At 69.9% G+C, this 20,853-nt stretch carries 20 protein-coding genes; 1 reads left to right on the top strand and 19 read right to left on the bottom strand.

Annotated elements, in window-relative coordinates:
* Positions 1 to 829: 829 nt before the first annotated feature.
* From ACOKGD_RS05730 to ACOKGD_RS05710, 5 genes are all read right to left on the bottom strand, one after another.
* Complete coding sequence (locus ACOKGD_RS05730) at positions 830 to 1,249, bottom strand: aa3-type cytochrome oxidase subunit IV (RefSeq protein ID WP_342335174.1); 420 nt, start codon at positions 1,247 to 1,249, stop codon at positions 830 to 832.
* Positions 1,250 to 2,995 (bottom strand): aa3-type cytochrome oxidase subunit I, encoded by a 1,746-nt coding sequence (gene ctaD, locus ACOKGD_RS05725; protein ID WP_342335175.1) that lies wholly within the window; start codon positions 2,993 to 2,995, stop codon positions 1,250 to 1,252.
* 2 nt (positions 2,996 to 2,997) lie between these two features.
* Positions 2,998 to 3,921, bottom strand: coding sequence for an aa3-type cytochrome oxidase subunit II (coxB, locus tag ACOKGD_RS05720; RefSeq protein ID WP_342335177.1), 924 nt, complete (start codon positions 3,919 to 3,921; stop codon positions 2,998 to 3,000).
* A gap of 191 nt (positions 3,922 to 4,112) precedes the next feature.
* Entirely contained in the window at positions 4,113 to 4,484 is a 372-nt protein-coding gene (gene erpA / locus ACOKGD_RS05715; protein ID WP_342335178.1) for an iron-sulfur cluster insertion protein ErpA, read from the bottom strand.
* 85 nt (positions 4,485 to 4,569) lie between these two features.
* The gene (locus ACOKGD_RS05710; protein WP_342335179.1) at positions 4,570 to 5,979 is read right to left on the bottom strand and encodes a dipeptidase; all 1,410 of its coding nucleotides are present in this window, start codon (positions 5,977 to 5,979) and stop codon (positions 4,570 to 4,572) included.
* Between the two features lie 93 nt (positions 5,980 to 6,072).
* Between ACOKGD_RS05710 and ACOKGD_RS05705 the strand changes: the two genes are divergently transcribed.
* Positions 6,073 to 6,657: a DUF3043 domain-containing protein gene (locus ACOKGD_RS05705; protein ID WP_421355097.1), complete on the top strand. Its 585-nt coding sequence runs from the start codon at positions 6,073 to 6,075 to the stop codon at positions 6,655 to 6,657.
* A 93-nt stretch (positions 6,658 to 6,750) separates the two neighbouring features.
* Here ACOKGD_RS05705 and ACOKGD_RS05700 read toward each other — a convergent pair whose 3' ends face one another.
* The 14 genes from ACOKGD_RS05700 to ftsZ all read right to left on the bottom strand — a co-directional run bounded on the left by ACOKGD_RS05700 (position 6,751) and on the right by ftsZ (position 20,790).
* Positions 6,751 to 7,794 (bottom strand): quinone-dependent dihydroorotate dehydrogenase, encoded by a 1,044-nt coding sequence (locus tag ACOKGD_RS05700; RefSeq protein WP_342335181.1) that lies wholly within the window; start codon positions 7,792 to 7,794, stop codon positions 6,751 to 6,753.
* A gap of 43 nt (positions 7,795 to 7,837) precedes the next feature.
* A complete protein-coding gene (nrdR, locus tag ACOKGD_RS05695; RefSeq protein ID WP_342335182.1) occupies positions 7,838 to 8,338 on the bottom strand; it encodes a transcriptional regulator NrdR in 501 nt (166 codons plus the stop codon).
* Between the two features lie 11 nt (positions 8,339 to 8,349).
* The gene (gene hisD / locus ACOKGD_RS05690; RefSeq protein WP_342335184.1) at positions 8,350 to 9,654 is read right to left on the bottom strand and encodes a histidinol dehydrogenase; all 1,305 of its coding nucleotides are present in this window, start codon (positions 9,652 to 9,654) and stop codon (positions 8,350 to 8,352) included.
* Between the two features lie 30 nt (positions 9,655 to 9,684).
* Positions 9,685 to 10,914, bottom strand: coding sequence for a hypothetical protein (locus tag ACOKGD_RS05685; RefSeq protein ID WP_342335185.1), 1,230 nt, complete (start codon positions 10,912 to 10,914; stop codon positions 9,685 to 9,687).
* A 94-nt stretch (positions 10,915 to 11,008) separates the two neighbouring features.
* Positions 11,009 to 14,521 carry a DNA polymerase III subunit alpha gene (dnaE, locus tag ACOKGD_RS05680; RefSeq protein WP_342335186.1) on the bottom strand — a complete coding sequence of 1,171 codons (3,513 nt, stop codon included), beginning with the start codon at positions 14,519 to 14,521 and terminating at the stop codon, positions 11,009 to 11,011.
* A gap of 88 nt (positions 14,522 to 14,609) precedes the next feature.
* A complete protein-coding gene (locus ACOKGD_RS05675; protein ID WP_342335187.1) occupies positions 14,610 to 15,230 on the bottom strand; it encodes a cyclodeaminase/cyclohydrolase family protein in 621 nt (206 codons plus the stop codon).
* 48 nt (positions 15,231 to 15,278) lie between these two features.
* Complete coding sequence (locus ACOKGD_RS05670) at positions 15,279 to 15,851, bottom strand: GNAT family N-acetyltransferase (protein ID WP_342335189.1); 573 nt, start codon at positions 15,849 to 15,851, stop codon at positions 15,279 to 15,281.
* 36 nt (positions 15,852 to 15,887) lie between these two features.
* Positions 15,888 to 16,808 carry an RluA family pseudouridine synthase gene (locus ACOKGD_RS05665; protein ID WP_342335190.1) on the bottom strand — a complete coding sequence of 307 codons (921 nt, stop codon included), beginning with the start codon at positions 16,806 to 16,808 and terminating at the stop codon, positions 15,888 to 15,890.
* Entirely contained in the window at positions 16,808 to 17,368 is a 561-nt protein-coding gene (locus ACOKGD_RS05660) for a signal peptidase II (RefSeq protein ID WP_342335192.1), read from the bottom strand. Before ACOKGD_RS05660 ends, ACOKGD_RS05665 begins: the two co-directional genes overlap by 1 nt.
* A 7-nt stretch (positions 17,369 to 17,375) precedes the next feature.
* On the bottom strand, positions 17,376 to 17,999 hold the full coding sequence (locus ACOKGD_RS05655; RefSeq protein WP_342335193.1) for a DivIVA domain-containing protein: 624 nt from the start codon (positions 17,997 to 17,999) through the stop codon (positions 17,376 to 17,378).
* A 113-nt stretch (positions 18,000 to 18,112) separates the two neighbouring features.
* Positions 18,113 to 18,412 (bottom strand): YggT family protein, encoded by a 300-nt coding sequence (locus ACOKGD_RS05650; RefSeq protein WP_342335194.1) that lies wholly within the window; start codon positions 18,410 to 18,412, stop codon positions 18,113 to 18,115.
* 20 nt (positions 18,413 to 18,432) lie between these two features.
* Positions 18,433 to 18,912: a cell division protein SepF gene (locus ACOKGD_RS05645; protein ID WP_342335195.1), complete on the bottom strand. Its 480-nt coding sequence runs from the start codon at positions 18,910 to 18,912 to the stop codon at positions 18,433 to 18,435.
* 34 nt (positions 18,913 to 18,946) lie between these two features.
* A complete protein-coding gene (locus ACOKGD_RS05640) occupies positions 18,947 to 19,633 on the bottom strand; it encodes a YggS family pyridoxal phosphate-dependent enzyme (RefSeq protein WP_342335197.1) in 687 nt (228 codons plus the stop codon).
* 2 nt (positions 19,634 to 19,635) lie between these two features.
* Positions 19,636 to 20,790, bottom strand: coding sequence for a cell division protein FtsZ (gene ftsZ / locus ACOKGD_RS05635; RefSeq protein ID WP_342335199.1), 1,155 nt, complete (start codon positions 20,788 to 20,790; stop codon positions 19,636 to 19,638).
* Positions 20,791 to 20,853: the final 63 nt, after the last annotated feature.

Genomic DNA, 20,853 nt, shown 5'->3' with positions numbered 1-20,853 from the left:
GACCCCACAGGAGCCCCATAGGCCGCGCAGCGGTCGCCGAGTGCGGTGTGGGCCCGTCGCGAAGCGTGTACGGCCCGACGCCGACCCGTGAGCCCGTACGGGCGACACTCGGCCCACGGACCCGGCCATTGCATCCCCGCACCGTGGTGACGGTCTCTCGCCTCGAGCGATCGCGGAGGATTGTCCCCTCCTCCGGCGCACGTGACCGGTCGCCGCCCGGTCACCGTATGCCCGTCGCCGCGCTTCCGTGGCGAGACGGCGAGAAGCTCCGCCGAGCACGTGCCGGAGACCAGTGCGCAGATGCGACATGACGATGGGCTCAGTGACTCCGGCGGAAGGCGGGTCGCGCTCCCGCTCCCCTGCGGCCCGTTGGGATGCGACGAGGACTCCGAGGGACAGCACACACCCCGACCACGCTAGGTGGGCACCCCTAGTCCGAGGCCGGCCGCGGTCCGCGTGTGAACACGGTGGTGGGCCAGGACCGGTTCGGTGACCTGGATTCTGCGGCCGCCCGTCCCGCAGTGTGAGTGGGCTCAGGAGCGCCGGCACATCGCACGCCGGTACGTTGCCGTCGGCGGCGAGCCACGTCGCGACTCGGGGGCCCGGCCCTAGGGCCTACGTCAGGGCAGGACCCGCCGGAGCGGGTTCAGCGACCAACGGGGCCCTCGGGGCCCCGTCAGAGGGCAGGGAGGAGCCCCGGGCGTACCCGCGGCACACCGGCCGCGTGACGGCCCTCAGTGCGCGCCCCGCTGCCCGAGGGATGAGCCATGGAGCATACGCAGAAACGCCCCGGCCGGACCGAAGTCCGCCGGGGCGTTCTGGAGGTGACTCAGCGGGCGAAGTACCCGCGGTAGTACTCGTAGACCCAGCCCACGATCGCGATGGCGAAGATGCCGAGCGCGACGGGGATCAGGAAGTGACCGACCGCCAGGCCCAGGATCATCAGCGCCGCCGAGGCCGCGAGGACGAGCGGCCACCAGGACCAGGGGCTGAACTCGCCGAGCTCGGCGTCGCCGTCGTCGATGTCAGCGTCGTCGCGGTCCTCGGGGAGGTCCACACCGTGCTGGCCCTTGTGGACCACCTGGATGTAGAACGCGATCATCGCCGACATGAAGATGCCGAAGCTGAGGGCGACCGTGCCGACCCATTCGACCTCGCCGTGCGCGATCAGGTTCCACCAGGTGTAGGTGACAGCCATCACGCCGAAGAAGGCGGCGAGCAACCACCAGATTCCGATGTGCGAACGCATTTACTTGACCTTTCCGTCCGCGACGTCGATCACGGGAGCGTCGGGGGCGTCCTTCGCCGGGCCCACACCGACCGGGATGCCGGCCTCGGGGTGGTTCAGGTCGAACGCGGGACGCTCGCTGCGGATGCGCGGGATCGAGGTGAAGTTGTGTCGCGGCGGCGGGCACGACGTGGCCCACTCGAGCGAACCGCCGTAGCCCCACGGGTCGTTGACCGTGACCTTGGGCGCGGTGCGCGCGGTGATCCAGATGTTCAGGAAGAACGGCAGCAGCGAGGCGCCGAGGATGACGGCACCCACGGTCGACAGCTGGTTCTCCCACGTCCACCCGTCGGCGGCCGAGTAGTCGGCGTAGCGACGGACCATGCCGTCCACACCCAGCCAGTGCTGGATGAGGAAGGTCATGTGGAAGCCGATGAACAGCATCCAGAAGTGCACGTAGCCGAGGCGCTCGTTGAGCATGCGTCCCGTCCACTTCGGCCACCAGAAGTAGAAGCCGGCGAACATCGCGAACACAACGGTTCCGAAGACCACGTAGTGGAAGTGCGCCACGACGAAGTACGAGTCCGACAGGTGGAAGTCGAGCGGCGGCGACGACAGGATCACGCCGGTGAGACCACCGAAGACGAACGAGACCAAGAAGCCGAGAGCAAAGACCATCGGCGTCTCGAACGTGAGCGAGCCACGCCACATCGTGCCGATCCAGTTGAAGATCTTCACGCCGGTCGGGACCGCGATGAGCATGGTCATCAGGGCGAAGAACGGCAGCAGCACCGCGCCGGTGACGTACATGTGGTGCGCCCAGACGGCCACCGACAGGGCGGCGATCGCGATGGTCGCGTACACGAGCGTCTTGTAGCCGAAGATCGGCTTGCGGCTGAAGACCGGGAAGATCTCCGAGACGATGCCGAAGAACGGCAGCGCGATGATGTACACCTCGGGGTGACCGAAGAACCAGAACAGGTGCTGCCAGAGGAGCACACCGCCGTTGGCCGGGTCGTAGATGTGGGCGCCGAGCACGCGGTCGGCGCCGGCGGCGAAGATGGCGGCGGCGAGCACCGGGAAGGCCACGAGGATCAGGAGGCTCGTGATGAGCGTGTTCCACGTGAAGATCGGCATGCGCCACATGGTGAGGCCCGGGGCGCGCATCGTGATGATCGTGGTGATGAAGTTCACCGCGCCCAGGATGGTGCCGAAGCCGGAGAGGCCGAGGCCGAGCATCCAGAGGTTTCCGCCCACACCCGGTGAGAACGTGGCGTTCGCCAGGGGCTGGTAAGCGAACCAGCCGAAGGACGCGGCGCCCGAGGGCGTCAGGAAGCCGGCGACCGCGATGGTCGAGCCGAACAGGAACAGCCAGAAGGCGAACGCATTCAGCCGCGGGAAGGCGACATCCGGCGCACCGAGCTGCAGCGGCAGGATCGCGTTGGCGAAGCCGGCGAACAGCGGCGTCGCGAACATCAGCAACATGATCGTGCCGTGCATCGTGAACAGCTGGTTGTACTGCTCCTTCGTCGGCAGCACCTGCATGCCCGGCGCGAAGAGCTCGGCGCGGATGATCAGGGCCATCACGCCGCCGATCATGAAGAAGATCACCGACGCGATCAGGTACATGTACCCGATGGTCTTGTGGTCCGTGGACGTCAGCCACTTGACGACGATGTTGCCCTTCTGCTCAGTGCGCGAAGCGCTGAGCAGTGCGGCCTGTCGCGGCGGGAGCGTGGTGCGGTGCTCCTGGAGTGTGGTCGCCATGATCAGTGGCCCTCTTCCTCGGATTCGGTGGACGCGGGGGCGCCCGTGCCGGGGGCGTTCTGCTGGCGGTCGAAGGCGTCGTCGACGTCGCCCGTCTGACCCTTGGCCTCGAGCTCGGCGAGGTAGTCCTCGTACTCGGCTTCGCTGACCACCTCGACGTTGAACAGCATCATCGAGTGGTACTCACCGCAGAGCTCGGCGCACTTGCCGGCGTAGGTGCCCTCACGCGTGGGGATGAACGACCACGAGTTGTCGCGGCCGGGGTACATGTCCTTCTTGTAGAGGAAGTCGATGATCCAGAAGGAGTGGATGACATCGCGCGACTCGAGGTCGATCGTGACCTTCTTGTCGACGGGGAGGACGAGCGTGGGCAGCTCGGCCTGGTCGATGTTGCCGGCCGCGTCGGGCTGGGCCTGGATGCCCATCGTCCAGACGGCGTCCGAGTTGTCCTCTTCCTCGCCGTTGTACTGGAAGTCCCAGGACCACTGCTTGCCGATGGCCGTGATGCTCACGTCGCCCTCGTCAGCGGTCCACTGGTGCTCGATCGAGGCCTGGTCGCGCGCCGTGAAGGCGAACATGCCGAGGACGAGGATGAGCGGCACCGTCGTGAAGAAGATCTCGATCGGCATGTTGTAGCGCAGCTGCACCGGGAGGCCGGTCTGGCCCTTGCGGCGGCGGTACACCACCATCGCCCAGAGCATCAGACCCCAGGTGATGATGCCGACGGCGAGCAGGACGATCCAGGAGCTGGTCCACAGCGACGCGACCCGCTCGACCTGGTTGGTCGCGGGCTCTGCAGCCTGGCCGTCCACCTCGAATCCGGGGAGGTAACCGTGCAGCTCCGTGGGAGTGCAGCCGGCAAGGGCGACGGCTGCGGCGACGGCGACCGGGATCGCGGCCCAGCGGAGGGAGCGTTTCGACGGCACGAATTCACCTTTCGAACGTGGATGAGGCACATGCCAGTCTAGGGCAAGCTCTCACCCGGTTCAGGACAAACGGCCAGCCCGGGGCGTGTTCGAGCGGCCTTTTTCTACAAGTTGTCGAGAAAGCGCGGGGACACGCCGGGAGAAGCGAAAGAGCCCCATGCCACGAGGGCTGGGGCTCTTTGCGGGAAGGCTCAGTGGAAGCTGTCGCCGCAGGCGCAGCTGCCGGACGCGTTCGGGTTGTCGATCGTGAAGCCCTGCTCCGAGATCGTGTCCTTGAAGTCGATCTTCGCGCCGTCGAGGTACGGGACCGACATGTTGTCGACGATGACCTCGACGCCGTCGAAGTCGACGGTCACGTCCTCCTCGAGGAAGCGCTCGTCGAAGTAGAGCTGGTAGATCAGGCCCGAGCAGCCGCCGGGCTGCACGGCGACGCGCAGGCGCAGGTCGTCGCGACCCTCCTGCTCGAGAAGGTTCTTCACCTTGGTGGCCGCCGCGTCGGTGAGGCTCACGCCGTGAGCGCGCGTGTCGGCGACGGTGGTGTCGGCGATGGTCGTGTCGGTCATGACGCTCCTTACGAGGCGGCCCGCCCGATCCGGTCGATCGGGACGTTGTACCTCATGATTCTACCGCCGCAACCCTCGGGCGGGCTCAGAGACTGCGCGCGTTGATCCTGCCGAGCAGGAGCGCCTCGGATCGCACCGCATTGCGGAACGTCTCGAGGTGCAGCGACTCGTTCGGGCTGTGGGCGCGCGAGTGCGGGTCCTCCACCCCCGTCACGAGGATCTGCGCGCCCGGGAACTGGCGCACGAGATCGGAGATGAACGGGATGGATCCGCCGATGCCGAGGTCGACCGGGTCCTTGCCGTAGCCGTCGCGCATCGCCGCACGGGCGTCGGCGACGGCCCAGCCGGAGGTGTCGACGAGGAAGCCGTCGCCGAGGTCGGTCTCGCTGAAGGTCAGCTCGGCCCCGAACGGCGCGTGTGCGCGCAGGTGCGACTCGATAGCGGCATACGCCTCGGTGGCGTCCTGACCGGGGGCGACGCGGGCGCTGACGACCACGGTGACCTCGGGCGAGAGCGTGTTGGATGCCGCCTCCACCGACGTGAAGTCGATGCCCGTGACCGTGATCGACGGCTTGTTCCAGATGCGCGACAGGATCGTGCCCTCGCCGATCGGCGACACGCCCTCGGGCAGCCCGGCCTCGTCGCGCAGCGTCGTCTCGGCGTAGTCGGGCGTCTCCGCCTCCCGCGCGGCGAGACCCTCGACGGCCACCGCGCCCTGGTCGTCCCAGAGTGTCGAGAGCAGCTTGATCGTCGCGAGCATCGCATCGGGCACCGCTCCCCCGAACATGCCGGAGTGCGATGCGTGCGCGAGGGTCCGCACCGTGAGGTGGAACTTCGCGTTGCCGCGCAGGGAGACCGTCACGGCGGGGGTCTCGGAGTCCCAGTTGCCCGAGTCGGCGACCACGATCACATCGCTGCGCATGGCCTCCGCGTTCTCGGCGAGGAACGACCCGAACGAGCGCGAGCCGAACTCCTCCTCCCCCTCGATGAACAGGACGATCCCGAGATCGAGGTCGTCGCCCGCGACCTCGCGCAGCGCACGGAGCGAGGCGATGTGCGCCATCACCCCCGCCTTGTCGTCGGCCGCGCCGCGCCCGTAGAGGCGGCCGTCGCGGACCGTCGGCTCGAACGGCGGCGTCTCCCACAGCGCCTCGTCCCCCGGGGGCTGGACGTCGTGGTGGGCGTAGAGCATCACGGTGGGGCGCCCGTTGCGCGCCGCTCGCGTGGCCAGGATCGCGGGCTGCCCGTGCTCGTCCGTGCCGGGGATCGGCGCCGTGAGGATGCGCACCTCGTCGAAGACCCCCGTGCCCTCGGCCAGATCCGCGATCGCGCGGGCGCTGAGCTGCAGCTGCTCCTGGTCGAACGCCGGCCATGCGATGCCCTGGATGCGCACGAGCCTGCCGAGATCCGCGAGCGCCGCCGGGATGCCGCTCTCGGCGGCCTCCAGCAGTCGCTGATCCGGCACGGTCTGATCCACAGTGGGCTCCGAAGTCATGCGGGTAATCTTAGGTCGACCCCCACACGCGATCCGGGCGTTTCGCCGTGCTGACGAGCGAGTCGTGATCCGGATGAAGAAGAGGTGCAGACCGTGAGCAAGACCCCCGCCGTGAACGACGGCGCTTCCGAGGGAACGTTCCTCAATGGCGAGGCCGTCGGCATGGCCGGCAAGGGCCGCCCGACCCCGAGCCGCGCCGAGCAGGAGGCGGCACGCAAGCGCCCTCTCGTCGCCGACACCAAGGAGGCGAAGGCCCGCGCCCGCGCAGAGCTGCGCGAGCGTCAGGACCGTGCGCGCCTGGGCATGGCCAACGGCGAGGAGAAGTTCCTGCCGGCCCGCGACAAGGGACCGCAGAAGCGCTTCGCGCGCGACTACACCGACGCCGGATGGCACCTCGGCGAGTTCCTGATGCCCGCGATGATCGTTGTGATCGTCACCACGTTCATCCCGCTGGACTTCTTCCAGTTCTATTCGTTCGTCGTCCTGTGGGCGTTCATCCTGTTCGTCATCGGCGACATGATCATCCTGTCGACGACGGTGAAGCGGAAGGCCGCCGCGAAGTTCGGCAAGGACAAGCTCGAGCGCGGCCTCGGCTGGTACGCCGCGATGCGCTCGGTGCAGATGCGCTTCATGCGCCTGCCGAAGCCGCAGGTCGGCCGGCGCGAGTACCCCGCCTGATCCGATCGGACACCGGAAAAGCCCCGCTCCTCTTTCGAGGGCGGGGCTTTCTCGTGGGCGGTGCGGGCGCGGCGACCTGGCCGCGGGATCTGGCTAGCGAGCGCCAGGCGACCGACCGGCGCGCAGGGCCACGAGACCGTCGTTGATCTGCTTCGCCCACAGCGGGCCGCGGTAGAGGAACCCCGAGTATCCCTGGACGAGGGTGGCGCCGTTGTCGAGGCGCTCCTGCACGTCGGCCGCGGTCTCGACGCCTCCGACGGAGATCACGCAGAAGTCGTCGGGGACGGCGGCGCGGACCACACGCAGCACCTCGAGCGAGCGCTCCTTGAGGGGGGCGCCCGAGAGGCCGCCGGCGCCCATGGCCTCGACCTCGGCGGCGTCGGCGACCAGACCCTCGCGCGAGATCGTGGTGTTGTTGGCGATGATGCCCGCGAGCCCCTCGTCGACCGCGAGCCGCGCGATCGCCGCGATCTCGTCGTCCGGCAGGTCGGGGGCGATCTTCACCAGCAGCGGGGTCGCCCCCGCCGCATCGCGGACGGCGCGCAGCAGCGGTGCGAGGGTCTCGACCGCCTGAAGCCCGCGCAGGCCGGGGGTGTTCGGCGACGAGACGTTGACGGCCAGGTAGTCGGACAGCGGTGCGAGCATCCGCGCGCTCGTCACGTAGTCGGCCGTCGCGTTCTCGACGTCGACCACGCGGCTCTTGCCGATGTTCGCCGCGACGACCGCACCCGAGCGGCGCAGCTTCGCCAGGCGCCGGGCGGCCGCTTCGGCACCGCGGTTGTTGAAGCCCATGCGGTTGATGACCGCGCGGTCCTGGACGAGGCGGAACAGCCGCGGCTTCGGGTTGCCGTCCTGCGGGATGGCGGTGACCGTGCCGATCTCGATGTGGCCGAATCCGAGGGCCTCGAGGCCGCGCACGCCGACGGCGTTCTTGTCGAAGCCCGCGGCGACCCCGAACGGCGACGGGAACGTGTGACCGAGGGCCTCGACCGCGAGCTCGGGCGCCGGGCGGGTGAAGGCGCGGACGATCGGCGCGAACGGCCAGGCGCCCGCGACGCGGATCACGGCCATGCCGAGATGGTGCGCCGTCTCGGGATCGAACCGCGTGAGGACGTGCGTGAAGAGGAGGGGATACATCCCCTCCAGGGTATCGGTCGCGCCCGCGCGCCACCGACCGGTGTCAGGCCTGCTCGTCGGCCGCGGCCGGGACCGCTGCGACGTCGGCGCGGCCGCGCGCGTGATCGGCGCGCAGCTCGGCGATCGACGTCTCGAAGTCCTCGAGCGACTCGAACGCCTGGTACACGCTCGCGTAGCGGAGGTAGGCGACCTCGTCGAGGTCGCGCAGCGGCCCGAGGATGGCCAGCCCGATCTCGTTCGCATCGATCTGGCTGAGCCCCGTCTGGCGCACGATCTCCTCGACGCGCTGCGCGAGGATCGCCAGATCCGCGTCCGTCACCGGCCGGCCCTGGCAGGCCTTGCGGACACCCGAGATGACCTTGTCGCGGGTGAACGGCTCGACCGCACCCGATCGCTTGATGACGTTGAGGCTCGCGGTCTCGATGGTCGAGAACCGCCCGCCGCACTCGGGGCACTGCCGGCGCCGGCGGATGGACAGGCCGTCGTCGCTGGTGCGCGAGTCGATGACGCGGGAGTCGCCGTGGCGGCAGAAGGGGCAGTGCATAAGGCGAGATCCTACGCGTCGAACCGGGCGGTGATCGCCTCGCCGTGCGCGGGCAGCGCCTCGGCCTCTGCCAGCGCAACGATGGCCGAGCGCACGTCGGCCAGCGCCGAGCGGTCGTACTCGATCACCTGCTGCGGGCGCAGGAAGGTGTGGGATCCGAGACCCGCCGCGTAGCGCGACTGACCGCCGGTCGGGAGCACGTGGTTGGAGCCGGCGAGGTAGTCGCCGAGGCTCACGGGCGAGTACGACCCGACGAAGACCGCACCGGCGCTTGTGCAGCGGGTGGCCGATGCGGCGGCGTCGGCGACGTGGATCTCGAGGTGCTCGGGCGCGTAGGCGTTGCTGAACGCCTCGGCGGCGGCGAGATCGTCGACCAGGACGATCGCCGACTGCTCCCCCGCCAGCGCCGCCGCGACCCGATCGCGGTGGCGCGTGGCGTTTGCGACGGTCTCCACCTCGGCGGCGACGGCCTCGGCCAGGGTCTCGGACATCGTCACGAGCACCGCTGACGCCTGCTCGTCGTGCTCGGCCTGGCTGACCAGGTCGTACGCGACCAGACGCGGGTCGGCGGTGTCGTCGGCGATGATCAGGATCTCGGTGGCTCCGGCCTCGGAGTCGGTGCCGACCACCCCCGCGACGGCTCGCTTGGCGGCGGCGACGAAGTTGTTGCCGGGGCCCGAGACCACGTCGACAGGGTCGAGGTCGAGCGAGGCCACACCGTGCGCGAGCGCGCCGACGGCGCCCGCGCCGCCCATCGCGTAGACCTCGTCGACGCCGAGAAGGCCGGCGGCGGCGAGGATCGTCGGGTGGACGCGCCCGCCGTGGTCGCGTTGCGGGGGCGAGGCGAGGGCGACGCTGCGGACACCGGCGACCTGAGCCGGCACCACGTTCATCACCACGCTGGACGGGTAGACCGCCTTGCCGCCGGGCACGTAGACGCCGACCCGGGAGACCGGCTGCCAGCGCTGCGTCACGCGCGCACCCGGCCCGAGCTCGGTCACGCGCGGCGCGGGCACCTGAGCGGCCGAGGCCTCGCGCACACGCCGGATGGCCTCCTCGAGCGCCGCGCGCACCTGATCGTCGAGCGCGGCGATTGCCTCGGCGATCTGCTCCGCCGGCACGCGGATCGCGTGGTCGACGGCGCCGTCGAAGCGCTCGGCCTGCTCGCGCAGGGCGGCCTCGCCGCGGACGCGGACGTCGTCGACGATCTCGGCCGCCACATGCAGCGCCGTCGCTCGGGCTTCGGAGGCACGAGGGACGACGGCGAGCAGTTCCGCGACCTGGAGGTCGCGGCCGCGGAGATCGATGGTGCGCATACCCCTATTCTGGCAGGCGCCCGCCGTCTCTCAGCCGCGCGTGACGCCCGAGATGTCGTGCAGGAAGCCGATGCGGCCGTCGTCGTGACGCACGACGTACGCGTTGCCGCGGTCCTCCACCACCAGCGCCCATGCGGTCGGGCCGATCCGGAACAGCGGCGTGCCGTACGCGTCGACGACGTCGCGCTCCTCCGGGGCCAGCGCCCAGAAGGCCTGCGGCGCCGGGGCGACGACCTCGGTCTGAGGCTCGGACACGACATCGGCCGGGGCCTCGGTCGCGGGCTGGTCATCGAGCGCCTCGGCAGGGATCTGGTGCACCGACGTCGCGACGTCGTCCGCCGCCGGGTACTCCGTCGTGGAGTCCGGCGCCGCCTGGGGCTCGGCCGGGAGCGGGAACTGCTGGCCGTAGGCCGGTGCCTGCGCGCCCGGGGCCGGGAACTGCGCCTGCCCGTAGGGCTGCTGACCGTACCCCGGCTGCTGGCCGTAGGGCTGCTGACCGTAGCCCTGCTGCTGACCGAAGGGCTGCTGGCCCTGCGGGGCGTACTGCTGCTGCCACGCCTCGGGGCCCTGGGGGGCCTGGGGGTGCTGCCCGTAGGGTGCCTGGCCGTACGGCTGCTGCCCGTTCGCGGGCCACGCGCCGCCCTGCTGCTGCTGCCATGCCGGTGCGGCGGACTGCGGCTCCGGACGCGGGCGGCGGATGACCGGGCGGGCCTCCCGCGCGATCGGGTGCGCGGGTGCCTCGGGACGACCGACGAAGTCGTCCTTGAACGGCGGGACGAACGGGGCGACGACCGTGAAGAAGACGCCGACGAGGCTGACGATCAGCGCGACCCACGCGCTCCACGTCAGGGCGCCGACCGTGCCGGAGCTGCGCACGAAGGTGTCGATGCCGTAGGCGACGTTGCTCAGCCACATGACCGCGGACACCGAGAACGCCACGGAGGCGAACTGGTCGACGGAGAGCGACCCGACCCGCAGGCGCGTCGCGGGCGCGAAGCGGCGGATCAGGATCAGCACCCCCGCGGCGAGCGGCAGGGCGACCGCGAGCACCCACTCCAGCGAACGCTGCCAGATGGTGAGGTAGAAGCCCGAGTAGAGCGAGAAGAACGACAGCAGCAGGATCAGCGCGGACGCGGCGAGGAGGATCACCTCGCGCACCGTGAACGGACCGACGCCGTGGAGCGGCTTCTCGGCCGCAGACGCGTCGGTCGCGGCGACGGGCTGCTCGGGGGCGGACGAGGCCGAAGGAAGGTCGGTCACGCTGATCCTCTCGATGACGGAACGGAGAAGTCGATCCTACCGACGGGGGGCCGCCCCCTCACGGGGCAGTTCGACCCGGCGCCGCGCGGCGGGATCAGCCCAGGCACTGCGGACCGAGCAGCGACTTCAGGTCGCCGAACAGGTCGGCCGTGATCCGGACGTGCATGGGCACCTCGAACACCTTCGCGGTGCGGCCCTTGTGCATCTTCAGGCGCACCTCGGTGTCGCCCGAGTGACGCCGCAGCGTGTCGGCCAGATCCTGGACGATCTGCTCGGTGGCGCGCTGCTCCGGGATGACGAGCGTCAGCGGCCCTGCCTCGTCGAAGGAGCCCACATCCGGGGTGAACGCCGACTGCGCATGCAGGTTGAGCCCGTCGTCACGGCGGGAGACGCGACCGCGGACGACCATGATGGCGTCCTGCTGCAGGATGGGCTGGAACTCGGTGTAGGTCTTGCCCATGAACATGGCCGTGACCTCGCCCTCGAAGTCCTCGATGGTGATCATGCCGTAGGGATTGCCGCTGGACTTGGCCACGCGATGCTGGGCGCTCGTCACCAGGCCGGCGACGGTCACCTGGTCGCCGTCCTGCAGATCCTCCGACGCGAGCAGCGCGCTGATCGTGATCGTGCGGTGCTTGGCGAGCGGCACCTCGAGGCCCGCGAGCGGGTGATCGGAGACGTACAGCCCGAGCATCTCGCGCTCGAACGCGAGCTTGTCCTTCTTCGTCCACTCCGGGCGCTCCGGTACCTTCTGCACGGACTGGGGCTCGTCCCAGAGGCTGTCGAAGTCGAACCCGATCGCACCGCCCGCGGCGTTGCGCTTGTCGGTGACCGCGACCTCGACGGCGCTCTCGTGGATCTCCACGAGAGCGCGGCGCGTCGAGCCGGTCGAGTCGAACGCGCCGGCCTTGATGAGGGACTCGACCGTGCGCTTGTTCGCCACGTGCAGCGGCACCCGCGCCAGGAAGTCGTGGAACGATGTGTAGGGCCCGTCGGCGCGCGACGCCACGATGCCCTCGACGACGTTCGATCCGACGTTGCGCACCGCGCCGAGGCCGAAGCGGATGTCCTCGCCGACGGCGGCGAAGAAGTTGATCGACTCGGAGACGTCCGGCGGCAGCACCCGGATGCCCATGCGGCGGCACTCGTTCAGGTAGAGCGCCATCTTGTCCTTGGAGTCGCCGACGCTGGTGAGCAGCGCGGCCATGTACTCGGCCGGGTAGTGCGCCTTCAGATACGCCGTCCAGTACGAGACGAGGCCGTAGGCGGCGGAGTGCGCCTTGTTGAACGCGTAGTCCGAGAAGGGCAGCAGGATGTCCCACAGCGCCTTGATGGCGCCCTCGCCGAAGCCGCGCTCCTTCATACCCCCGGCGAAGCCCTCGTACTGCTTGTCGAGCTCGGACTTCTTCTTCTTGCCCATCGCGCGGCGCAGGATGTCGGCCTGGCCGAGGCTGAAGCCCGCGACCTTCTGCGCGATGGCCATGACCTGCTCCTGATAGATGATCAGGCCGTAGCTGGTGTCGAGGATGTCGCGCAGCGGCTCCTCGAGCTCGGGGTGGATCGGCGTGATCGGCTGCAGCCCGTTCTTGCGGAGCGCGTAGTTGGTGTGCGAGTTCGCACCCATGGGGCCCGGGCGGTACAGCGCGATGACGGCCGAGATGTCCTCGAAGTTGTCCGGCTTCATCAGGCGCAGCAGCGAGCGCATCGGCCCGCCATCGAGCTGGAACACGCCGAGGGTGTCGCCGCGCGAGAGCAGGTCGTACGCCGGCCTGTCGTCGAGCGAGAGATGCTCGAGGTCGAGCTCCTCTCCCCTGTTCATCCGGATGTTGTCGAGCGCGTCCGAGATGATCGTCAGGTTGCGCAGGCCCAGGAAGTCCATCTTGATCAGGCCGAGCGATTCGCAGGACGGGTAGTCGAACTGCGTGACGATCTGGCCGTCCTGCTCTCGGCGCATGATCGGGATGATGTCCAGCAGCGGCTCGCTCGACATGATCACGCCCGCGGCGTGGACGCCCCACTGGCGCTTCAGGCCCTCGAGGCCCACCGCGCGGTCGTAGACCGTCTTGGCCTCGGGGTCGGTCTCGATCAGCGTGCGGAACTCGCTCGCCTCCTTGTACCGGGGGTGCTCGGGGTTGAACATGCCGTCGAGCGGCATGTCCTTGCCCATCACTGCCGGCGGCATGGCCTTGGTGAGGCGGTCGCCCATCGAGAACGGGAAGCCGAGCACACGGCCCGCGTCCTTCAGAGCCTGCTTCGACTTGATCGTGCCGTAGGTGACGATCTGCGCGACGCGCTCGGAGCCGTACTTGCGGGTGACGTAGTCGATCACCTCGCCGCGGCGACGGTCATCGAAGTCGACGTCGAAGTCGGGCATGGAGACGCGGTCGGGGTTGAGGAAGCGCTCGAAGATGAGGCCGTGCTCGAGCGGATCGAGGTCGGTGATCTTCATCGCGTACGCGACCATCGACCCCGCACCCGAGCCGCGGCCGGGCCCCACGCGGATGCCGTTGTCCTTGGCCCAGTTGATGAAGTCGGCGACGACGAGGAAGTAGCCGGGGAAGCCCATCTGGAGGATGATCCCGGTCTCGTACTCGGCCTGCTTGCGCACCTTGTCCGGGATGCCGGCCGGGTACCGGTAGTGGAGGCCCTTCTCGACCTCCTTGATGAGCCAGCTGTCCTCGGTCTCGCCGTCGGGCACGGGGAAGCGCGGCATGTAGTTGGCCGAGGTGTTGAACTCGACCTCGCAGCGCTCGGCGATCAGCAGGGTGTTGTCGCACGCCTCGGGGTTGTCGCGGAACATGTGCCGCATCTCGGCGGCCGTCTTGACGTAGTAGCCGTCGCCGTCGAACTTGAAGCGGTTGGGGTCGTCGAGCGTCGATCCGGACTGCACGCACAGCAGCGCCGCGTGGGCGTCGGCCTCGTGCTGGTGCGTGTAGTGCGAGTCGTTGGTGGCGACCAGCGGGATTCCCAGATCCTTCGAGATCCGCAGCAGGTCGGTCATGACCCGGCGCTCGATCGAGAGCCCGTGGTCCATGATCTCGGCGAAGTAGTTCTCCTTGCCGAAGATGTCCTGGAACTCGGCCGCGGCCGCGCGTGCCGCGTCGTACTGGCCGAGGCGCAGGCGGGTCTGGATCTCGCCCGAGGGGCATCCGGTCGTCGCGATCAGCCCCTTGCCGTACGTCTGGAGCAGCTCGCGGTCCATTCGCGGCTTGAAGTAGTACCCCTCCATGCTCGACAGCGAGCTGAGCCGGAACAGGTTGTGCATGCCCTCGGTGGTCTGCGACCACATCGTCATGTGGGTGTACGCGCCGGAACCCGAGACGTCGTCGGACTTCTGATCCGGCGAGCCCCACTGCACGCGCGACTTGTCGCTGCGGTGCGTGCCCGGGGTGACATACGCCTCGAGGCCGATGATCGGCTTGATGCCGGAGGCCTGGGCCGCCTTGTAGAACTCGAAGGCCGCGAAGGTGTTGCCGTGGTCGGTGACCGCGATCGCCGGCATGCCGTAGTCGGCCGCCGCCTGCGTCATAGCGCCGATCTTCGCGGCGCCGTCGAGCATCGAGTACTCGCTGTGCACATGGAGGTGGACGAAGGAGTCGGATGCCATGGATCGAGTCTAAGTTCGACCACCCCCACGCCCGCCCGGCGACGCCGGGTGTCGGCGCGCATGCGGCATCCTCCCTGCCGGGCGGCGCTCAGTCGGTGGGCGCCGCGCGGTGGTCGATGCGGTCGGTGAGCCCGTCGATGCGGGCGATGGCATCGCCGAGGCCCGCCACGGTCGCCCACAGCGCGGGGTGCTCGGCACGCACCTCGTCGAGCTCCCAGCCCGCCGAGCGCAGCGTCGCGAGGTCGTAGCTGAGGTTGGTGCGAGCGCTCGCGAGCGCGCCGCGCAGGGCGGCGGCCGCCACCGCGACGTCGGCCACCAGCGTGCGATCGCCGTGCACGGCGAGGTGCTCGAGATCCGGGATGGCGGCGCGGGCGCGGTCGCCGAGGCGAGCGGACGAGCGCGCTCCCTCGAGCGACGCCTCCCGGATAGCGTCCTCTCGGCCCTCGTCGTCGCGACGGAAGGCGGCCCCGAACGCCGCGGACGCGGCCGCGTCCTCGTCGGCGGCTTCGAGGGCGGCGACCCGCAGATCCTGCGCACGCGTGCGGATCTCGGGCGCATCGGAGTAGCCCGCCACCATGGACATCAGGCCGGCTGCCACCGCGAGCATGACCCCGGCGGCCGCTCCCCCGCCCGGATCGCCGTTCGCCTCGCCGAGACCCGCGGTCCAGCGTTCGATCGTCGCCTCGCGTGTGGTGATGCCCTCCGCCATGCGCCCATCCTCGCGAGGGCCCACCCGCACGACCAGGGCTTGACAGCCCTATCGCAGGTCGCGGCGCATGACCACCCGCGGGAAGCCGCCCGACACCGAGTCGGTGTCGGCGGCCTTGAGGAAGCCGGCGCGCTCGAACTGCGAGCGGAAGCCGACGAACGCCATCGTCTGATCGACCCTCTGCCCGGCGTTGTCTACGGGGTATCCCTCGATCGCGGGGGCGCCGCGCTCTCTCGCGAAGTCGACGGCGCCCTCGAGCAGACGATCGAGGATCCCCTGCCGACGGTGCCCCGGACGCACGCGGAAGCACCAGGCGCTCCACACGTCGAGGTCGTCGATGTGCGGGATCTTCCGGCTGCGGGCGAACTGCGTCTCGGCGCGCGGGGCGACCGCCGCCCACCCGACCGGCTCGTCTCCGTCGTAGGCCAGCACACCGGGCGGCGGATCGGCCTCGCACAGCCGCCGGACGAACTCGCCCCGCTCCGGGCCGCGCAGCGACGAGTTGAACCCGCCGGGCACGCGGTAGCTGAGGCACCAGCAGACGCTCGCCTCGGGCTTCTTCGGCCCGAGGATCGCGCGGACGTCGTCGAAGACCGTCGCCGGTCGCACCTCGATCACCATGCGCTCAGCGTGTCACCGGCCACCGACACGTGGAAGTCACTCCCCGCGCAGCACCCCCAGCGCGTGGGCGAGGTCGGCCGGGTAGTCCGAGGTGAAGGTCACCCAGTCGCCCGTGGCCGGGTGCGCGAACGACAGCTGGTGCGCGTGCAGCCACTGACGGGTGAGCCCCAGACGGGCGGACATCGTGGGGTCGGCGCCGTAGAGCGGGTCGCCGACGCACGGGTGCCGATGCGCGGCCATGTGCACCCGGATCTGGTGGGTGCGGCCGGTCTCGAGGTGGATCTCCAGCAGCGACGCACCGGGGAACGCCTCGAGGGTCTCGTAGTGCGTGACCGAGTCCTTGCCCTCCGGCGTGACCGCGAACTTCCACGAGTGGTGCGGGTGGCGGCCGATGGGCGCGTCGATCGTGCCGACGAGCGGATCGGGATGCCCCTGCACGACCGCGTGATAGATCTTGTCGACCGTGCGCTCCTTGAAGGCGCGCTTGAGCACCGTGTACGCGTGCTCGGTCTTCGCGACCACCATCAGGCCGCTCGTGCCGACGTCGAGACGATGCACCACGCCCTGGCGCTCGGCGGCGCCGGTGGTGGCGACCCGCACACCGGCCGCCGCGAGGGCGCCGAGGACGGTCGGCCCCTCCCATCCCACCGAGGGGTGGGCGGCGACGCCGACGGGCTTGTCCACAACGACGATGTGGTCGTCCTGGTAGGCGATCCCGAGATCCGGGACCTCGACGGGGATGATCCGCGGCTCCTCCTTGGGGCGCCACGAGACATCGAGCCAGGCTCCGCCGACGAGGCGGTCGGACTTGCCGACGACGATGCCGTCGAGCTCGACGCCGCCGGCCTCGGCGACCTCGGCCGCGAACGTGCGCGAGAAGCCCAGCATCTTCGCAAGGGCCGCGTCCACGCGAGCCCCGTCGAGCCCGTCCGGGACGGGCAGGCGACGCGACTCCATCAGTCCTCCCGGGACACGTCGGCGGGCTCGGCGGCGGGTGCCGAGGAGGCGCGGCCGGATCCGTCCAGCGCGACGCCGAAGAGCACCAGGGCGGCCACCGCGATCATGCTGCAGACGATGAACATGTCGGCGACGTTGTAGATCGCGGGCATCATCCACGGCGTCGAGATGAAGTCGATGACGTGGCCGACGGCGAATCCCGGCTCGCGGAACAGGCGGTCGCCGAGGTTGCCGAGCACTCCGCCCAGCAGGAGGCCGAGCACCACGGCCCAGACACGGGAGCGGACGCGCGTGACGCCGACCCAGACGATGCCGCAGGCCACCGCCGCGAGGGCGATGCTGAAGATCCAGGTGACCCCCTCGCCGATCGAGAAGGCGGCGCCGGGGTTCTTCACCAGGTACCACTGGAGGAACTCGCCGAGCACGGGGACCGGGGTCTCCAGCGGCAGCGAGGTGAGAGCGATGTGCTTGGCGAACTGGTCGGCGGCCAGCACCAGGATCGCGAGAATCGCGATGGTGGTGCTGGCCGCCGCCGTACGCAGGGGTGCGCGGTCAGTCAAGACCGGCTCAGAGGCCGATCGCCGAGACCGGCGTCTCGCCCGAGGTGGACCCCGTGCTGTCCAGATCCTTCAGCTTGCCCTCGAAGTAGCTGCGCAGCTGCGAGCGGTAGTCGCGCTCGAACTGGCGGAGCTCGGTGATACGGCCCTCGAGCGTCGTGCGCTCGCGCTCGTACTTCTCGTTGAGCTCGCGCTGCTTCGTCTCGGCCTCGGCCTTGATGCGGTCCGACTCGGCCTTGGCCTCGTCGACGAGCTGCTCGGCGAGCTGGCGGCCCTCGGCCACGTGCTCGTCGTGCAGGCGCTGCGCGCGCTCGATGATGCTGGCGGCGCTCGTGGCGGTCGCGGAGACATCGGCGGCGGGTGCCGGCTCGGGCTGGGGCTCGGCCGCAACGGGCTCGGGCTCGGCGGGCGCCTCGACCGGGGCCTCGGCGACGGGAGCGGCCTCGGCGGGGGCGACCTCGCCGGACTCGTACTTGGCGAGCTTGGCCTTCAGCTCGTTGTTCTCCTCGATCGTCTTGCGCCACTCGACGACGATCTCGTCCAGGAAGTCATCGACCTCGTCCGGGTCGAAGCCCTCCTTGAACCGGACGTGCTGGAACTGCTTGGTGACGACGTCATCCGGCGTCAATGCCATGAGTGGCTCCTATCCGTGGGGTGTCTGTGGCCTTAGGGCGGACCCCGGGCACTTCTCCGTCTGCAAGCATAACCGTCGCGCCTATGGCCGCGAACGGCCATGGGCACGACTGGTCACATGAACGCGCGCGTCACCGAGAGCAGCACGAAGCAGATCAGCATCGTGAGGGCGAACGCGAAGTCGATGGCGATGCCGCCGAAGCGCAGGGGCGGGATGAACCGCCGCAGCAGCCGGATCGGCGGGTCGGTGAGCGTGTACGTCACCTCGGCCACCACGAGCATGGCGCCGCGGGGGCGCCACTCGCGGTTGAACATGGGGATGTACTCGAGCACCAGCCTCGTGAACAGCACGAGGATGTAGAGCAGGACGGCGACGTTGAGAATCGAGGCGATCAGCCCGACGACGGAACTCACGACGAGCGTGCGGGTGGCCGTCAGGCCTGCGCGAACGGCGCGGAGTCAGCATCCGCGTGCGCGATGCCGCCGTCGCCGGAGACCGCGATGTTCTCGGGAGAGAGCAGGAAGACCTTGCTGGTGACGCGCTCGATGCGGCCGTAGAGGCCGAGCGAGAGCCCGCTCGCGAAGTCGATGAGGCGGCGCGCGTCGGCGTCGCTCATCTGCGAGAGGTTGATGATGACCGGGATGCCGTCACGGAAGTGCTCGGCGATCATCTGCGCGTCGCGGTACTGCTTGGGGTGCACCGTCACGATCTCGTTCACGGCACCCGCCGCAGGCTGGCGGACGACGGCCGGGCGGCGAAGCGGCACGACCGGAGCAGGCTTGACGTCGTCGTGCTGCGGCTCCTCGCGGTGCGGGTCGCGATGTGCACGCGGCGACTGCTCCTGCACATCGTCGTACTCCTCCTCGTCGGCAAGGCCGAGGTAGACCATCGTCTTCTTGAGCGGGTTCGCCATGGCGTCCTCCGTAGTCTGCTCGTCTGGTTCGAGGCTACGCCCGGGGCGGGCGCGGTCCCGTGATTGCGGAACCGATCCGCAGGTGTGTCGCACCGCAGGCGATCGCCTCGGCGAAGTCGGCCGTCATTCCGGCGGAGATCCAGGTGGCATCGGGCGCCACGGCGCGCACGCGCGCGGCGTAGCCGGCCAGTCGTTCGAACGCGGCCGCCGGCGCCTCCTCGAGGGGCGCCACCGCCATCACGCCTCGCAGACGCAGGGTCGGTGCGGCCACGATGCGCTCGGCGAGCTGCTCGATGCCGGCGGGTTCGACGCCGCCGCGACCGGCGTCCTGGGTGAGGTTGATCTGCACCAGGACGTCGAGGACGGGATCCCCCGGCTCGGCGGCCGCGTCGAGCGCGTCGACGAGCCGGTCGCGATCCACCGAGTGCACCGCGTGGGCGGCGCGGCGGATCTGCCGCGCCTTGTTCGTCTGCGCCTGTCCGATGAAGTGCCACGACAGATCGACGAGGTCAGCCGTCTCGGCCGACTTTGCGCTGAGCTCCTGCTGACGGTTCTCGCCCACGTCGCGCACGCCGAGGGCGTGCAGCTCGCGCACCAGCGAGGCCGGGTGGAACTTCGTCACGACGATGCGGGTCAGCTCGCCCGCATCGCGCCCGACGGCACGCGCGGCCTCGCCGATGCGGAGATCCACATCGGCGAGGCGCTGCGCGAGGTCCGACATCCTTACTTGAGGAAGTCGGGGATGTCGAGGTCGTCGTCGCCGAACGCCGAGTCGAACCCGGAGTCGGGCAGCACGGGCGCCTGGGCCGCGACGGAGACCGGCTCGCGCTCTGCCGGGGCCGAGGCCTCGGTCGAGGCGGGAGCCGTCGAGATCGCCGGAGCGGAGGATCGCGTCGCCACGTGCGCCGGGACGTCGAGGCGCTGCAGCGGCTCGCCGCCGTCGAAGCCCGCCGCGATGACCGTCACGCGCACCTCGTCGCCGAGGGTGTCGTCGATGACCGTTCCGAAGATGATGTTCGCCTCGGGGTGCGCGGCCTCCTTGACGAGCTGCGCGGCGTCGTTGATCTCGAAGATTCCGAGGTTCGACCCGCCCTGGATCGAGAGGAGGACACCGTGCGCGCCCTCGATCGACGCCTCCAGCAGGGGCGACTCGACCGCGAGCTCGGCAGCCTTGATGGCGCGGTCGGCGCCGCGCGCCGATCCGATGCCCATCAGCGCGGAGCCGGCGCCCTGCATGACCGACTTCACGTCGGCGAAGTCGAGGTTGATGAGACCCGGAGTGGTGATCAGGTCGGTGATGCCCTGGACACCGGCGAGGAGCACCTGGTCGGCCGTGGCGAACGCCTCGACCATCGAGATGCCGCGGTCGCTGATCTCGAGGAGGCGGTCGTTCGGCACCACGATGAGGGTGTCGACCTCTTCCTTGAGCGCAGCGACACCCATCTCGGCCTGGTTCTGGCGGCGACGGCCCTCGAACGAGAACGGCTTGGTCACGACGCCGATGGTCAGCGCGCCGATGGACTTCGCGATGCGCGCCACGACCGGGGCGCCGCCCGTGCCGGTGCCGCCGCCCTCGCCCGCGGTGACGAAGACCATGTCGGCGCCCGCGAGAGCCTGCTCGATCTCCTCGGCGTGGTCCTCGGCGGCGCGACGACCCACCTCGGGGTCGGCGCCGGCACCCAGCCCGCGCGTGAGCTCGCGGCCCACGTCGAGCTTGACGTCGGCGTCGCTCATCAGCAGCGCCTGGGCGTCGGTGTTGACGGCGATGAACTCGACTCCGCGGAGACCGAGCTCGATCATGCGGTTGACGGCGTTGACGCCGCCGCCGCCGACGCCGACGACCTTGATCACAGCGAGGTAGTTCTGGTTCTGGCTCATGCCGGCCTCCGATGCTTGCGAACCCTGGGTCTCATCCGGGAGTCTGAACCTTCACGCTCTACG

The sequence above is a fragment of the Microbacterium phosphatis genome, assembly GCF_049177115.1.
GTDB classification, from domain to species: Bacteria; Actinomycetota; Actinomycetes; order Actinomycetales; family Microbacteriaceae; genus Microbacterium; species Microbacterium phosphatis.
This window is presented reverse-complemented; position numbering and strand designations above follow the sequence as displayed.